Annotated in this window: 11 protein-coding genes; 6 read left to right on the plus strand and 5 right to left on the minus strand. The window is 64.4% G+C overall.

What is annotated here, in order from left to right:
* The 6 genes from C9990_RS10740 (at window position 1) to C9990_RS10765 (ending at window position 7,883) form a co-directional block, all read left to right on the plus strand.
* Complete coding sequence (locus C9990_RS10740) at window positions 1-1,365, plus strand: MmgE/PrpD family protein (protein WP_157955064.1); 1,365 nt, start codon at window positions 1-3, stop codon at window positions 1,363-1,365.
* The gene (locus tag C9990_RS10745; RefSeq protein ID WP_106803260.1) at window positions 1,362-2,585 is read left to right on the plus strand and encodes a dipeptidase; all 1,224 of its coding nucleotides are present in this window, start codon (window positions 1,362-1,364) and stop codon (window positions 2,583-2,585) included. Before C9990_RS10740 ends, C9990_RS10745 begins: the two co-directional genes overlap by 4 nt.
* A 41-nt stretch (window positions 2,586-2,626) precedes the next feature.
* On the plus strand, window positions 2,627-3,358 hold the full coding sequence (locus C9990_RS10750; protein WP_305887958.1) for a response regulator transcription factor: 732 nt from the start codon (window positions 2,627-2,629) through the stop codon (window positions 3,356-3,358).
* A complete protein-coding gene (locus tag C9990_RS10755; protein WP_106803262.1) occupies window positions 3,358-4,701 on the plus strand; it encodes a sensor histidine kinase in 1,344 nt (447 codons plus the stop codon). The genes C9990_RS10750 and C9990_RS10755 overlap by 1 nt, the downstream gene beginning before the upstream one ends.
* A gap of 96 nt (window positions 4,702-4,797) precedes the next feature.
* Window positions 4,798-7,020, plus strand: coding sequence for a TonB-dependent siderophore receptor (locus C9990_RS10760; protein WP_106803263.1), 2,223 nt, complete (start codon window positions 4,798-4,800; stop codon window positions 7,018-7,020).
* Window positions 7,020-7,883 carry an alpha/beta hydrolase gene (locus C9990_RS10765; RefSeq protein WP_106803264.1) on the plus strand — a complete coding sequence of 288 codons (864 nt, stop codon included), beginning with the start codon at window positions 7,020-7,022 and terminating at the stop codon, window positions 7,881-7,883. The genes C9990_RS10760 and C9990_RS10765 overlap by 1 nt, the downstream gene beginning before the upstream one ends.
* Window positions 7,884-8,639: 756 nt before the next feature.
* Here C9990_RS10765 and C9990_RS10780 read toward each other — a convergent pair.
* The 5 genes from C9990_RS10780 to C9990_RS10800 form a co-directional block, all read right to left on the minus strand.
* Complete coding sequence (locus tag C9990_RS10780; protein ID WP_106803267.1) at window positions 8,640-11,150, minus strand: fimbria/pilus outer membrane usher protein; 2,511 nt, start codon at window positions 11,148-11,150, stop codon at window positions 8,640-8,642.
* Window positions 11,151-11,235: 85 nt separating this feature from the next.
* On the minus strand, window positions 11,236-11,976 hold the full coding sequence (locus C9990_RS10785) for a molecular chaperone (RefSeq protein ID WP_106803268.1): 741 nt from the start codon (window positions 11,974-11,976) through the stop codon (window positions 11,236-11,238).
* A 75-nt stretch (window positions 11,977-12,051) separates the two neighbouring features.
* Window positions 12,052-12,654: a fimbrial protein gene (locus C9990_RS10790; protein WP_065904210.1), complete on the minus strand. Its 603-nt coding sequence runs from the start codon at window positions 12,652-12,654 to the stop codon at window positions 12,052-12,054.
* Window positions 12,655-12,845: 191 nt separating this feature from the next.
* Window positions 12,846-13,493 carry a response regulator gene (locus C9990_RS10795; protein ID WP_106803269.1) on the minus strand — a complete coding sequence of 216 codons (648 nt, stop codon included), beginning with the start codon at window positions 13,491-13,493 and terminating at the stop codon, window positions 12,846-12,848.
* Between the two features lie 23 nt (window positions 13,494-13,516).
* The gene (locus tag C9990_RS10800; protein ID WP_106803270.1) at window positions 13,517-16,687 is read right to left on the minus strand and encodes a hybrid sensor histidine kinase/response regulator; all 3,171 of its coding nucleotides are present in this window, start codon (window positions 16,685-16,687) and stop codon (window positions 13,517-13,519) included.
* Window positions 16,688-16,703 lie beyond the last annotated feature (16 nt).

A 16,703-nucleotide genomic window follows, 5' to 3' on the forward strand; every position in this document is an offset into this window, starting at 1 on the left:
GTGGCAACGACGATAGACCGGCAGTGGGTCGCACGACATCTGCTATTGCTTGAGGCTCCCATCCCCGACGCGGTCTCGCGTGCGCTCGGGCGGCTGCTCGCCGACACCGTGGCGATCGCCGCGTACGCAAGGCGCCATCAAGTGGGCGGCACCCGCATCGACAGTGCCCTGGCGCAGCCGGTCGCCGCCGGGTGCTCGGTGTGGGGCGCGACGCTGCGCACCGACCCCGCGCGCGCCGCGCTGCTCAATGGCACCGCCGCCGAGGCGCTGGACTTCCAGGAGGTGTTGATCAACCCGCGCAACAACGGGCACGCCGCCGTGGTGATCATCCCGGCGATTCTGGCGCTGGCCGAACAACATGGCGTGGTCGGCAAGCGCTTGCTGCGGGCGCTGTGGATCGCTTTCGCAGCCAATATTTCCCTGGCCGAGGCCCTGGGACGTGGCCACCGCACGGCGCAGGCGGGGTTTCGTACCACCTCGCTGATCGCACCGGTGGCCGCGGCGCTGGGTGGTTCGGCGTTGCTCGATGACGACCTTGACCGCGCTTGTCACGGCACCGCCATTGCCGCCAGCGCCCTGAGTGCCGGGTTGCTGTCAGCGCTGTCGCCGACGGTGGGCAGTTACAGCCAGGACAAGGACCTGGCCGTGGGGTTTTCCGCCCAGCACGCAGTGCAGTCGGTGTTGCTCGCCCAGGCGGGCGCCACCGGGCCGGCGGCGTTCCTGACCGGCGAACACGGCTGGCTGGCCAGCTTTGGATTTGATACCGCACAGGATGGGTTTTTATCCGCCGATCCGCTGGAGAAGCACCTCGATAGCTTCGCGATCAAACCGTATCCCGCCTGTTTTGGTTGCCAGACGGCGATTCGCCTGGCGCTGGAACTGCGCCAGCAGGTGCCGGCGGGGCAGGTGGTGAGCGTGGTGGTGCGGGTCAACGCCGGCAGTGCACGGTCGCTGTCGACCCGGGCGATCGACAACGACCTGGCCGCGCGTTTCAGCTTGCCGTATGTGGTGGCCAGCGCGTTTGTACGCGGGCGCGCGGCGCTGGAAGACTTCGAGGGCGAGGCGCTTGCCGATCCGCAGGTGCTGGCGTTCATGGCGCGTGTGCATATTGAAGCGAGTGCCGAGATGGACCAGCGCCAGGCGCGCAGCGGAGGATTTCCCGCGGCCCTGAGTGTGCACGCGTTGACCGGCGAGTCGGTCGAGTTGGACTATGACGGGCCGGACGCTGCGCTGGATGCGGCCGGCCGCGATGGTTTGTTGCACGCCAAGTTGCACGCGCTGTGTGACGGCCCGTTGCTGGCGACCCTGCAGGCGCTGGTGACGGCGCCGCTGCAGGCCGAGCGCCTGTTCGGGATCGGCCCATGAGGTTGCTCGCACTGCTGCTGAGCCTGGCGATTGTGCCGGCGTACGCCGAGGTCAGCCCCCAGGCGCGTGCGCTGCATGAACGCTTGCTGGTGCTCGACAGCCACCTGGATACGCCTCGGCAATTGTCGCGCCCGGGCTGGAGCCTTTTGCAGCGGCATGGCCGTGAGGACTTGTCCCAGGTCGACCTGCCGCGCATGGTCGAAGGCGGTCTCGACGGCGGTTTCTGGGCGGTGTACACGCCCCAGGGCAGCGACGATGAAGCCGGCGTGGTGCGGGCCGCCGACCAAGGCCTGGCGACCCTGACGCGCATCCGCGACATGGTGGCGCGCTACCCGGCGCAATTCGGCCTGGCGTTGCAGCCGCAGGATGCGCCACGCCTGGCTGCCGAGGGCAAGCGCGTGGTGTTTATCAGCATGGAAAACGCCGAGCCCCTGGCTGCCGACCCACGGCTGTTGGCGACTTATCAGCGCCTCGGCCTGCGCATGCTTGGCCTGGTGCACAGCGCCAACAATCGAGTCGCGGATTCGGCCACCGCCATTCCCCAATGGCACGGCCTGAGCCCGGTCGGGCGCGACCTGGTGCAGCGCGCCAATTGCCTGGGCGTGCTGCTGGATGCCTCACATGCGTCCGACCAGGCGTTCGACCAGATGCTCGCCTTGTCGCGCGCGCCGATCATCGTCTCGCATTCCAGCAGCCGCGCGATCAACCCGCACCCGCGCAACCTCGACGACGCGCGCATGCGTCGCCTGGCGGCGAGTGGCGGGGTGATTCAGGTCAATACCTATGGCAGCTACCTGATCGCGCAGCCGCCCAATCCCCAGCGTGACAAGGCGCTCAAGCCGCTGTTCGAGCGCTTGCGCCTGATGCCGGCGCTGCAGCCGGCGCAGTTCCAGGCGCTGTCGGCGCAGATCCTCGACGTGCAGCAGCGTTATCCCAACCCCCAGGCGACTTTTGCCGACTTCATGCGCCATCTGCTGCACGCGCTGGAGCAGGTCGGGCCGCTGCACGTAGGGATCGGCGCGGACTGGGACGGCGGTGGCGGGGTGCGGGGTCTGGAGGATGTCAGCCAGTTGCCGAAGATCACCGAAGCGTTGCTGCAGGCCGGGTACAGCGAGGCGGATATCGGCAACATCTGGAGCGGCAACCTGCTGCGCCTGGTGGGCCGGGCGCAAGCGCAGGGGCGTCAATTGCAGGCTGAGGGACAGTGCCGGGGTAAGTGAACATTGCGAAATGTTTCGTCGAATGCGAAACTGACGTAATTGTGAATACTTATCATCTGGCCCCATCTTTATCCCCCAGCCCGCGCATCCTGATCATCGAGGATGACGTCGAGCTGTGCACGCACCTGAGCAACCATCTCAGCCGGCGCGGCTTTGCCTTGAACAGCGCCCATTGCGGTGGCCAGGGCCTGGACCTGGCGCTGCAGGCACCGGTGGAATTGATCCTGCTGGACATCATGCTGCCGAGTGAAAGTGGCTTGAATATCCTGGCGCGGCTGCGCCAGGAGCGCGGTACGCCGGTGATCCTGATGTCGGCCCTGGGCGCCGAGCAGGATCGCATCACCGGCTTCAGCCAAGGCGCCGATGACTACCTGCCCAAGCCCTTCAGCCTGGCCGAACTGGATGTGCGCATCGACGCGTTGCTGCGGCGCGTGGCGATCGATTGCGGCACGCGGGCGCCGTCGATGCCTTCGCGGCATTCCGCCCTGGCGTTCGACGCGCAGGCGCGGGACGTCAGCTTCGACGGCCGCGCCGCCGGCCTGACCTCATCGGAATTTCGTCTGTTGTGTACGCTGCATGAGCACACAGGCGAGGCACTGACCAAGGCCTTCCTCTACCAGCATGTGCTGCACCGGCCCTACACCCGCCTGGATCGTGGCCTCGATGTACATGTGTGCAACCTGCGGCGCAAGTTGGCTGCCATCGAGGTACAGGGCATCCGCATCGACGCGGTGCGCCATCAGGGTTATGTGCTGTTGTGCGACGGCGCCTGATGCAACGTCGTCATCCCTTGCTGTGGAAAATGGCGCTGCTGCAAGTGTGTGCCTGTTTGCTGCTGGTCTGGCTGGTGTGGAGTTGGGGCTTGCGGGTGGAGCGCAACACCTACTTCCTGGAGACGTCCGACCGCATCGCCCTGGCTGCCTATGCGGCCGAGGCCGAGCACGTGGCAGCGACTGGCGACGCCGCGGCGGTAGAGCGCTGGCGCCTGGCATTGCAGCAGCGCGAACACACCTGGGTGGCGGTGCTGGATGACTACCTGCAAAGCCTGGGCACCACGCCGTTGAGCGCCGAAGAGGTCAGCCACCTGACGTTCATGCGCAAGCTCAGTTGGCCAATGAGCAAGCGCCTCGAAGACGAATTGCCGTACGTGAGCATGGCCTTCCCGGAGCACCCCGAGCGTGGGCGGTTGGTGATGCAATTGCCTGAACGCCTGTTGCCGCCGGGTCTCACGCCGTGGACCCATGTGTTCACCCACGGCCTGGTGCCGGCGTTATTGGCGCTGGCACTGGGGCTGGTGCTGTACCGCCATCTGGTGCAGCCGTTGAATGAACTGCGCGAACGCGCCAACGCGTTGAGTGCCGGCGACCTCGCACCGCTGGCCAGCAGCAGCGTGACGCGCCGTCCGGATGAACTCGGCGAACTGGCCCGCGCCTATGAACACATGGCCGAGCGCCTGCGCCAGAGCCTCAATCAGCAGCGGCAATTGCTGCGCACCTTGTCGCATGAAATCCGCACGCCGCTGGCACGTTTGAAAATCGCCAGTGACAGCGGCCTGCCGCCCGAGCAGTTGCAGCAACGCCTGTCGCGGGAAGTGGAGGAGATGCGCCGGCTGGTGGACGACTCCCTCAACCTGGCCTGGCTCGACACCGAAAAACCTCGCCTGGAAGCCGAAGCGGTGGTGGTGGCCTCCGTCTGGGAAGCGCTGGTGCAGGACGCGCATTTCGAAACCGGCTGGCCGCTCGAAGCGCTGGTGTGCGAGCTGGACAGTACGTGCCAGGTGCACGTACACCTCAACAGCTTTGCCCAGGCCGTGGAAAATATCCTGCGCAACGCCATCCGCCACTCACCGCCCAACGGCGTGATTCGCCTGAGCGGCCAGCGGGATGGCGACCGCTGGTGGCTGGTGATCGAAGACCAGGGGCCAGGCGTTGCCGAGGGCGATCTGCAGCGCATCTTTGAAGCCTACCTGCGGCTGGACGGCACGGTGGGCACGGGTTTTGGCCTGGGATTGAGCATCGCGCGGCGTGCCATCGAACTGCAGGGCGGCGAGCTGTGGGCGACCCAGGGGGCCTCGGGATTGCGCATGAATCTGCGCCTGCCCACGGCAAATGTTTAGAAAGTTAATGTTCTTTACTCGCAATTGCATCTGATTATCATCTGCGATCTTTGATGGCCCACCGCTATCGGTCGGGCTGCGCTTGGAGATCCCCGCATGTTCCGCTTGTCCCTGCTTGCCGTGAGTATTTGCAGCCTGTTGCCCGTCAGCAGTTTCGCCGCCGAGGCCGAAGCCCCTGCGCAGATGGAACTGCCGACCCAGACCGTATTGGGTACCGCGCAGGAAGAGATCAAGCAGATGCCCGGTGTGTCGATCATCACCGCTGAAGACATCAAGAAACGCCCACCGGCCAACGACTTGTCGGACATCATCCGCACCATGCCCGGCGTCAACCTCACCGGCAACTCCAGCAGCGGCCAGCGCGGCAACAACCGCCAGATCGACATTCGCGGCATGGGCCCGGAAAACACCCTGATCCTGGTGGACGGCAAGCCGGTCGGCAGCCGCAATTCGGTGCGCTATGGCTGGCGTGGCGAGCGTGACAGCCGCGGCGACAGCAACTGGGTACCGGCCGATCAGGTCGAGCGCATCGAAGTCATTCGCGGCCCCGCGGCAGCGCGTTATGGCAACGGTGCGGCGGGTGGCGTGGTGAATATCATCACCAAGCAGCCGGGTACGCAAACGCACGGCTCGGCAACGATCTACCACAATTTCGCCCAGCACTCGGCCGAAGGTGAGACCGAGCGCATGAACTTCGGCCTCAATGGCCCGCTCACCGACACCCTCAGCTACCGCGTGTACGGCAACGTGGCCAAGACCAACGCCGACGATGCCGACATCAACAGCGGGCATGAATCCCTGCGCACCGGCAACCAGGTCGGCACGCTGCCGGCGGGGCGCGAGGGGGTGCGCAACAAAGACGTCAACGGCCTGCTCAGCTGGAACATCACTCCCGAGCAAACCCTCGACCTGGAGGCCGGTTTCAGCCGCCAGGGCAATATCTATACCGGCGATACCCAGAACACCAACAGCAACGCCACCGTGAAAAACATGCTGGGGCATGAAACCAATATTCTCTACCGTGAAACCTACGCCGTGACCCATCGCGGCGAATGGGATTTCGGCAGCACCCTGGCCTACGTGCAGTATGAAAAGACTCGCAACCGCCGTCTCAATGAAGGCCTGGCCGGTGGCCTGGAAGGGATCTTTTCCGCCAACAGTTTCAGCACCAACGAACTGCGCGACCTGACCGCCCACGGTGAAGTCAACATGCCGCTGCACGCAGGGGTCGACCAGGTGCTGACGCTCGGCAGCGAGTGGGTCGAACAGAAGCTCGGCGACCCGAATGCCAACCTGCAAACCACCACGGCTGGCGGCAGCGTGCCTGGCTTGTCGAGCACCTCTCGCAGTGACTCGTCGGCGTCGCGCATTTTTTCGCTGTTCGCCGAAGACAACATCGAGCTGCGCCCCGGCACCCGCCTGACCCCGGGCCTGCGCCTGGACCACCACAACATCGTCGGCGACAACTGGAGCCCGTCGCTCAACCTGTCCCAGGTGCTCACCGACACGTTGACCTTGAAGGCCGGCATCGCCCGTTCGTACAAGGCGCCGAACCTCTACCAGCTCAACCCCAACTACCTGCTGTACAGCAACGGCCAGGGTTGCTACGGCCAGACCACCAGTTGCTACCTGCAAGGCAATGCCGACCTCGAGGCGGAAACCAGCGTCAACAAGGAACTGGGCCTGGAGTACCGCAATGACGGCGTGGTCGCCGGCCTGACGTATTTTCGCAACGACTACAAAAACAAGATCGAGTCCGGCCTGACCCCGGTGGGCACGGCGTCCGGCGGCACCGGCAGCACCGCCCGCGCGAGCATCTTCAAGTGGGAGAACGTGCCCAAGGCGCTGGTCGAAGGCCTGGAAGGTACCGTTGCGCTGCCGCTGGGCGAGCAGGTCAACTGGACCAACAACTTCACCTACATGCTCCAATCGAAAAACAAACAGACCGGTGATGTGCTCTCGGTCACGCCCAAGTACACCCTCAATTCGATGCTCGATTGGCAGGCCACCCAGGACCTGTCCCTGCAGGCGAGCGTGGCCTGGTACGGCAAGCAGACTCCGAAGAAATACGACTACCACGGCAACCGCGTGACCGGCACCAGCAACAACCAACTCTCGCCGTATGCGATTGCCGGGGTGAGCGGTACCTACGCCCTGACAAAAAACCTCAGCCTCACCGCCGGCGTGGACAACGTGTTCGACAAACGCCTGTGGCGCGAGGGCAATGCCCAGGGGGTGAACAACATCGAAGGCGCCGGCGCCGCGACCTACAACCAGTCCGGGCGCACCTTGTACACCAGCCTGACGGCGTCGTTCTGATGGCGCGCGCATGCTGGTTGGCGTTGTTTTTTGTGCAATGCGTCTGTGCCCAGCCGGCACCCGACCAACTGATGGATGCACCGGTATTGCGTGAGGCCAGCGACTACCAGTTCAGCACGCTGGAGCTGGACTCGGCTGACGGCGCGCGGCACTACCGGGTGTGGCTGGGGCGCCCGCTCAAGGTCAGCGCGGCCAGCCCCGTGGCCTATCTGCTCGATGGCAATGCGGCGATGGCGGCGCTGGATACCGAACTGCTCAACCACCTGTCCCATCGCCCGGCGCCGCCGGTACTGGTGGCGGTGGGGTATGCGACCCCGCTGCGTATCGAGCGCAATGCGCGGACGTTCGACTACACCCCGAGAGTGGGCGAGGGCGCGCAACGTGATCCCTTGACGGATGTGCCCAGCGGAGGCGCCGATCAGTTCCTGGATTTGCTGACGGAGCAGATCCGGCCGCTGGTCAACCAGCGCCTGGAGATACAACCCAGGCGGCAATTACTGTGGGGGCATTCCTATGGTGGGTTGTTGGTGCTGCATGCCTTGACAACGCGTCCGCAGGCGTTTGACGACTACGCCGCGGCGAGCCCGTCGCTGTGGTGGAACAATGGCGTGATTCATACCGACGGACTCGCGCAGCGCCTGCACGCAAAGCGGCCGACCTTGCTGCTGATGCGCGGGGATGCAGAACCGGCCAGCCCGGCCAGGGCCGCCAAGCCGCAGGACGATGGCGCGGTCAAGCGCCTGTTGGCCTCGCTGCAAAGTGTCGAGGGACTGACCGTGCGCTACCAGGCATTCCCGGGCCTGGGGCACGGGCCGATGTTGGCGGCTTCATTGCGCTACACGTTGGAGCAGATGAGCCAATAACTGCTCCCACCTTTGATCTTCATACACCCGGGTTCTCAGGCCCCACCCCAATCCCCTGTGGGAGCGGGCTTGCTCGCGAAGGCGGTGTATCAGTTGATGCATTTGGTGGCTGACCCACCGCCTTCGCAGGCAAGCCAGCTCCCACATTTGACCTGCGTACACCCGGGGTCTCAGCCCTCACCCCAATCCCCTGTGGGAGCGGGCTTGCTCGCGAAGGCGGCCTGTCAGCTGATGCATTCGGCGACTGATCCACCGCCTTCGCAGGCAAGCCAGCTCCCGCATTTGATCTCCATATGCCCGGGTACCTGAGCAATACCTTGGGCCCCCTGTGGGAGCGGGCTTGCCCGCGAAGCCGGTCTGTCAGTTGATGCATTTGGTGCCTGACCCACCGCTTTCGCAGGCAAGCCAGCTCCCACATTTGATCTCCATACACCCGAGGGCCTGAGCCATACCTTGAGCCCCCTGTGGGAGCGGGCTTGCTCGCGAAGGCGGCCTGTCAGTTGATGCATTTGGTGGCTGATCCACCGCTTTCGCAGGCAAGCCAGCTCCCACATTTGCTCTGCGTACACCCGGGGTCTCAGGCCCGACCCCAATCCCCTGTGGGAGCGGGCTTGCCCGCGAAGGCGGCCTGTCAGCTGATGCATTTGGTGGCTAACCCACCGCTTTCGCAGGCAAGCCAGCTCCCACATTTGATCTCCACACACCCGGGTGCCTGGGCCCTACCTCAATCCCACCTGTTGGCCTTCTACCCCAGCTTCAAGGCGCACACACCATCGCCTGGCGTTCATAGTTCAGCGCCTTGTTCTGAGGTGCCAGCGCATAGTGGGCGCTGCATTGCTGGTCGCCCCACTTGATCACTAACGTACCTTGATCCTGCTCGACCAACGCCAGCGCATTCCCATTCGGGTCGGCAATTGCCAGTTGCTTGCCGTTGCCATCTTCCAGCGAAGCGCCGAACGACAGCGGCTTGTGCTGTGCATCAAACAACTCGAACAGCACCCGCCGTCCGGTGGTGCCGCTGTAATGCGCGACGACCACGGCGCCTCGGCGCGGCACCAGTTGTTGGGTGGCGTTGGTGACTTCCACATTGCCGCCCAGGTCGCGGGTGTCCAGGCTGATCCAGTTGACCCGGTAAGGTTGCGCCGTCGGGATCACCGCATAGCCGTTGTAGCCGGTCTCCACGCCGCTGTAGCTGCTGATCTTCGCCCCGGAGATGCCCGGCACTTCAGCCAGCGCGAAGGTCTCGCTGACGGTTTGCCCCAGGTTGATGCCGCCTGCATGGGCTACCACGGAGCCGGCGATGTTGAGGTTCTGCGAGTTGTAGCCCTGGCCCTGGCTGTAGCCGAGGCTCACGTCTGCCATGGAGGTGCGGCTGTTGAGGTTCACTGAACCGGAACTGCCGCTGGTGTCGCTGTGGCCCGCTTGCACCGAATAAAAGGTGTCGCTGGTGTCGGCGACGTAGCCATTGATACCCGCCTGGGTGGTGGTGTCGCCGTGCTGGCGGCTGGTGGTGACAAACGCCCGCGGTGCGCGCGCCTGGCTGCCCAGCGGGAACGAGATGGACAGGTTCAGTTGCGTGTCGCTGCTCGGCGCGCCCCAGGTCACGATCTGCTTGGTGCGTGTCACGCCGAGGTTGTAGCTCAGGTCACCCCAGTTGCTGGTGTAGCCGGCCGAAAAGCTCTGCGACCCACCGCGATTCCAGTAGCGCTGGTCACTGGCGTTCACATACAGGCTGCCGAACGCATTGTTGCGGCCCAGGCTCTGGTTGATGGTCAGGTCGGTGCGGGTTTTCGAATGGCCGGTGTGCACGCGCACGTCTTCGCTCATGTCCTCGACGTGGTCGGTGAGGGTGCGGTAGCCCTCGGTGGAGTAGCGGTAGGCGGCCAGGGTGAAGTTGGTGTCGGTGCCGGCAAACGTCTTGGCATACAGCGCGCGCACGCTGCTGCCCTGGGTGGTTTGCCCACGGGCCTTGCTGGATGAATGCGTGGCATCCAGGGAAAACGCACCCAGCGCGGTGTTCTTGCCGGCGCCGATCGACAGCGCGCTGTAGTCCTCGCTGGCTTGCACGCCGACGATGCCGCTGAGGTTGCTGGTCAAGCCGTACGCCAGGGTGCTGCTGATAAAGCGCGGCGTCGCCAAACCGTCGGCATTGCTCTTGAAGGTACCCGCCGAGAGGCTGTATTTGACTTGCCCCTCACGCACCATGATCGGCAGGCTGGAGAACGCCTGCATCGTCACGCGGCGGCTGCCGTCGGACTCGATCACGGTGATTTCCAGGTCACCGTTGGAGCCGCTGGGGTAGATGTCGTTGATTTCGAACGGCCCCGGTGCGACGTTGGCGGTGTAGAGGATGTAGTCGTTCTGGCGGATTTCGACGGTCGCGTTGGTCTGCGCCACGCCCCGAATCACCGGCGCATAACCGCGCTCGCTGTCTGCGCGCATGCCGTCATCCGAGGCCAGTTTCAAGCCGCGATAGCGCACGCTGTCAAACAGGTCGGCGTCGGAGAAAATCTCACCGGCGCTGAACTGGCCCTTGATCGGCGTGACGTCATGCTGCAGGTAGGTGCGATTGCTGGTGAACGTGTTCGAGCGCCCGGTGCCGCCATTCATGTTCGACTCGTTGCGCAGGCGCCAGGCACCCAGGTTGATGCCGTTGCGCAGGCCGAGGTTGTTGTTGATGCGGGTGTCGGCGTCGCCAGCGCTGCGGTTGCTGTTGAGCTGGTAGTTGATGAACGCCGCAGGCACGCCGTCGTCCCACAACTGCGGGTCGACATACCCGCGCAAACCGCGCTGCATGGCCACCTGCGGAATGCTTGCCAGCAGGCGCAGGCGGCTGCTGTCGTAGCGCACGCTGGCCTCCTCGATCATCTCGGCGAGGGCGTAGCAGTCCTGCGGGTGCTGCGGATCCAGCTTGCCCTGGGCCTGCAAGCGGGCCATGTCGATGCCCAGTTGCTTGAGCAGGTCGAGGGTCAGGCAGGCTTCGACGCGACCGTTCCCGGGGTTGCGCTTGAAGTCGATGTCACGGCGACCCACCAGCACTTCGTTGCTGTACAGGTCGACGCGGTAAGTGCCTGGCAACACGCTGTTGGCCGACAGCAATTGCTGCAGGTCGACGGCGGACTGCGCGCCTTGCAGGAAGGTGGTGTTGAAGGTTTCCGCAGGCTCGTCGGCCAGTGCCCAGGCGGGCAGGCTGGCGGCAATCGCGAGCGACAGCGTCTTCAACTTCAGTGCGCCACGTACGGGCCTGTTGCTGGAAATAAAAGACATGCGAAGACCTGTGACATCCCTGGTTGGCGAACAGCCGGGCACGCAAACACGCACGCGAAGTGAGCCTGTGGGTTAGACGAAGTGCTTAGGGTTTGAGGCGCGATTCAGTCGCGTACGCGGCTGCCGCAGCGCCGATGGACAGGGGCGCGGTGTAGTGGTTTTGCGCGCCGTAGTCATTGATGCTGGAAAACGACAACTGCACCGGGCCGCTGGCGGGCGTCGCGCCGAGCGGGAACTGTTTTGCCTCGCCGGGCGCAATCATGGTGGAGTCGCTGGCCAGTTGCGCCTGCACTTTGATGTCGGCCATCGACACGTGGTACAGCGTCGGGTTCTTCACCAGCAGCAGGGTTTGCGTGCCCTGTTTGGCCAGGCGCCACTCCAACTGCGCCGGGGCTTGCAACGCATTGCCGGGCAAGCCGGCAGGGCGGTAGAAGATCTTGATGCGTTGGCGGATGGCCAACTGCAACGTGTTCTCGGCCTCACTGGCCTTGGGGATTTCCTGCACATTGAGCCACACCACCGACTCGCGGTCGGTCGGCATGCCGGCGCCTTGATAGAGGATGCGCAGCAGTTGCTGCTCCTTGGCAAACACCCGTGCCAGGGGCGGGGTGACGGCAAACGGTGCACGGCTGCCACTGGCGTCGTTCATGTCGACCCAGGACTGAATCAACACGTCCTGGTTGCCGTTGCGCACGGTGATATTGGCTTCCTTGTGGCTGCCATCGAACACGATACGCGTGGCGTTGAGTGAAATGCTGGCGGTGGCCTGGGTAGCCATAAGCATGCCCAGCAGCACCAGGCTCGCGGTGATAATACGAGGCTGCATGAGGGTGTCCGGTGTCATCAAAAATAAATGGCGAGGCCGAAGGGCCTCGCGCGTTCGGTGCTCAGGCGCGCCGAGTTACTCGTATTGCAGGATGAACGGCAGGGTCGCGTCACCGCGACCGGCGGTGGAGGCACCGGCGGCACCGGTGGTGACGTAGGCGGCTGCGAAGCTCATGGTGGCGTCGCCGCCTTCAGTGCCCTGACCGTGCATGGTGCTTTCAATGCGTGCGGTGCTCGGCGAGCTGAGGTCGATCAGGCTGCCTTTGCTGTCGAGCAGGGCGATGCCGACGTTTTGCGCGGTGGCCGAACCTGGGTTCAGGGCCAGGACTTTCTTGCCGGTGACCAGGCCCGAACCGCCGTTGTTGGCGTCAAAGATCATCGCGACTTTGGTGCCCTGGTTGCAGTTGACGTTCAGGTTGAAGTCTTTGGCGGTCACGCGACCTGCGGTTGGGTTTTCGGCGGTGCCCATGTCCTTGATCGAGACGTTGCCCATGTCCACGGAGATGGTGCGGTCGGAGTTGGCGCCGTCTACCGAGCACGCGTCATTGTTGATCACGCCAGTGAAGGTAATTTTGCCGCTGCCGCCCAAGGTCGGCGTCGGTGCCGTTTCATCGGCAAATGCGCTGCCGGAGGCCGCAACCAGGGCCGAGGCGATAACAGCCAGGGAAAACTTCTTCATGATGATGTCCGTTAGTGTGAGTTGGAAAGTGCGGTTGTTGAACTGCGGGGCAAGAATAAAAAGTCCAAGGTTTGGACGACATAAGACGATTCTTATAAACCCCTGAGCAGGCAGGAAAACTGCGGTCTAGAGCGGGCAGGCACGGTGGCGGGGCGAAGCCATTGCCTTGAATGGCTTGCTGGAGGGGCAGGTCAGTTGAAGATATTACGCGCCAGGCAATAAGCGAGCAGGTCCTGGTCGCTGTTCACTTCAAGTTTGCGCATGGCCGATATCTTTTGCGCACTGATGGTCTTGGAACTTCGATTCTGGCTGCGCGCAATATCACTCACGCTCATGCCCGAGATAAACAAACGCAGGATCTCGAACTCCTTGGGCGACAGGCTGGTGAAGCGCTCGTCGAAGTCCGTGAGGGTCTCGATCACTGATGTCTTCGGCGGTTCCAGGCTGCGATAGGCGCTCTTCTGGGCAATCGCCTTGAGCGCCAGTTGGATCTCGGTGTGCAACTGGCTTTTCTGGATGATGCCGACCACGCCCAACTCCTGCAGGCGCGTGAGAATCAGCTGGTTGGAAATCATCGTCAGGATCAGGATCTGCACCTGCGGGAAATGCCGCTTGAGGTACTCCACCAGTTTCAGGCCATCGCCGTAGGGCGAGTCGCCCGGCATGTTGTAGTCGGTGATCACAATGTCGACGCCCTGGCGCTGCAACAGCGCGATCAGCCCGGCTGAACACACGGCCTCGCCGACCACTTGGAAGCGGGTGTCGCGCTCCACCAGCTCGCGAACGCCCAGCAATACGATCGGGTGATCGTCCGCGATTACCACGTTGAATTTTTTCATAAAGGGCCGTCCGTAGTGCCAGTTCAGGTGAGTGAAGGGTGCCCGGGCCGAAGCGTGTCCAGGACGGCCGACAGGCGCTGCATCACCGCCTTCACCTTGAGCGCAAGGGCAGTGTCGAGGCTGCCGCGGTTAAGTTGGTCTTCCAGTTCGATACAGGCCTGGGCCAGGTCGAGGGCCTGCACGGCGCCCAATGCGCCGGCGGCCGAATGCAGCAGTTGGCCGAGGGCACGCGCATCGCGGCGTTCGAGCGCCGCGCCGATGCGTTGCAGGTCCTGCTCTACGCTGCTGATGAACAACGGGCGCATGGTGTCCGACAACTGCACGCTGTCGTCGCAGGGCACGAGGTCGGGCTCGACCGGCGGCTTGACCTTGCACAGTCTGATCAACTGGCCGCGCAGGGTCTGCAGGCTCAACGGCTTGACGATCCAGGCGTTCATGCCCACCGCCAGGCAGCGCACGCCTTCCTCGCGCATCGCGTTGGCGGTCACGCCGATAATCGGCAACTGCGGATCATGCTCGCGCAGGGCGCGGGCGAGTTCATAGCCATTCATCAACGGCATATTCACGTCGGTGAGCACCAGGTCGAAGGCCTGCGGCAGCCACAGCTGCAACGCCTGCTCGCCGTTGGCCGCCAGGGTCACCGAGCAACCGAGCGCCTCCAGCTGTTCCTTGATGATTGCCTGGTTGACCGGGTTGTCCTCGGCCACCAGGATGCGCAGCCCCAGTTGCCCGGCACTGTGCGGCCGGGCCGCTGGCGGTTGCTCGTGCTTGCCGTGCTGCGCCAGCGAAACGGTGGCAGCGATGGCGCGCACGTCGTGCAGGTCGACGACCCAGCCCTGCTCGGTGTGCAGTGGCGGGCTGTGAGCGCCTGGCAGGCAGCGCACGCGTTGGCCGGCCCAGGGTTGAGCGGGGTCGCCGGGCAGCAGGTCGACCAGCACTGCATGGCGGCTGTCCTGCTCCTGGGTGGTCGCCGCCAGCGCCGCCGCGATGCCCAGGCGATTGAGCCAGTCACTCATCGACTGCGCCAGTTCGCGCACCGGCGCCTGCACATACACCGGCGTCGGGCTGGGCTCGATCAACGGCAGCTGGGTCAGCGCACCGCCACACAGTGGCAGGCGCAATTTCAGGGTAAAGCTGCTGCCCAGGCCCGGCTCGCTGACTACGCGGATCTCACCGTCCATCATCTGCGCCAGCCATCGGCAAATCGGCAGCCCCAGCCCGGCCCCGCCTTCGCTGGCGGTGTCCGGTGCCTGGTAGAACAGATCGAACAGCTTGGCCTGCTGGGCCTCGGGGATACCGACGCCGGAGTCGGTGACCTGCCATTCCAGGTCGACGTTGCCGGCGTCGCGCGCCGTGACCCTGGCGCGAATCACCACGCGCCCGATGTCGGTGAACTTGATGGCATTGCTCACCAGGTTGTTGAGGATCTGGCGAATACGCATCGGGTCGCCCATCACGCAATCGGGCAATTGCGCATCGATGCAACTGTAGAGCTGCAAGCCCTTGCGCTGGGCGGACGCGGCGTAGGTGTGCAGGGTGTCTTCGAGCATGTCCAGCGGGCAGAAATCCACGGCCTCTATCGCCATTTGCCCGGACTCGATTTTCGACACGTCCAGCACATCGCTGATCAGCTGGAACAGCGTGCCGGACGAACGCTGGATGGTGTGCAGGTAGGTTTGCTGGTGCGGGTCGAGGTCGGTCAGCCCGAGCAGTTCGAGGGTGCCGAGCACGCCATACAGCGGCGTGCGGATTTCATGGCTCATGGTCGCCAGGAATAATGTCTTGGCCTCGTTGGCGGCATCGGCGGCGCGGCGTGCATCTTCCAGTGCCTGGGCGTCGTCGATGTGGCGAGTGATGTCGTTGAAGGCGTAGAGGCGCACGTCTTCGGCCTGATAACGGGTCGACACAAAGCCGATCTGCAGGTGCCGGCCTTCGATCTCCAGGTGCGTCTCGCCGCTCTCGGCGCTGTCATGCGTGCCGGCCATGGCGGTGACCAGGCGCGCGGTGCCGGGCCATTGCTGGGCGCGCTGGTTCTCGATGAGGACTTTGCCGTCGCTGCGCCGCACCACGCACAAGCCGGTGGGCGCGGTGTCGATGATCACCCGGCTGAAGGCCACGCTTTCGGCAATGCGCTCGTGGGCCAGGCGCGCCGGGTTGATCACCTGGCGCCGGTACCAGCGGCTGCCGCCCCAGCCCAGGGTCACCAGGCCGACGAAGAACAGCGCCAGGCTGCTCAGCGGCCACAGCGCGGAGTGGAAGAAGTGCGAGTAGTTCAGGCCATAGACCGCGCTCCATGGCTGGTCGCCTGGCTGGGTCATCTTGAATTCAAAGCCATTGGCATTGAAGTGCACGCCATCGCTGAGCTGCCCGACGTCCGGTCCTGCCAGCCGGGTGCCGTCGGGTGCGATCAGGGTCAGGCGATCAAAGGCCGAGCGGTCCAGCGCGCGCTGTACATCGTCGACCCGCGCGAGGTCGAGCAAGGTGCCGACCACCGCCTGTTCCTGACCGTCCAGCGGCAGGCCGATATAGGCCAGCAAGTGCCCGGGCGCGGGGCCGGCCTGCCAATACACGCGGTTCTGCTCGAGCGGCTGCGGGGTGTTTTCCAGGGTTTGCTGCACGGCGTTGACCAGCGCCACCAGGTTGCCGGTTTCCTCGGTGTTCTCTCGACGCTGGTAGCCCACCGACGGCACCGTGATGGTGTAGTGGGTGTGGCGATTGAATAGAAAGGTTTGCGGCGCCTCGTACGGCGACGAAGACCAGAAGGCGCTGTAGTAGCTGGTCAGGTGCGCGCCGAGGGCGAAAATCTGCGGCCGCGCGGCGGGGCCGACTTGCTGCTCATCGAACTTGACGCTGAAGGGCACCGAAAACGAGTACTTCTGGCCTTCGTACAGCGTGCGGTGGTTGTCGACCATGCGGCTTTTCAGGCTCACCTGCACGTTGGTCGCGCGCAGCAGTTCGACCTGGATGCCGGGGTGCGTCAGGCTCCTGAGGTACGACTCCTGCTCCGCCAGGTTTTCCATCAGCCGCGCGAAATGAAAGCGCGTCGCGCCGTAGCGGGTTTCGACCCCGCGTTGCAACGACCAGTAGTTGGTCAGTATCAGCAACAACGCGATGCCAATCAGCACCATCAGGCCTTTGTTCAGGCGCAGGGAGCTGCGGGTGAAGGCTTCGAGTATCGCGTTGTTGTGCTTCATCAGGGGGTTCCGCAGG

The organism is Pseudomonas sp. S5D5 (assembly GCF_003013355.1).
Classification (GTDB): domain Bacteria; phylum Pseudomonadota; class Gammaproteobacteria; order Pseudomonadales; family Pseudomonadaceae; genus Aquipseudomonas; species Aquipseudomonas aylmerensis.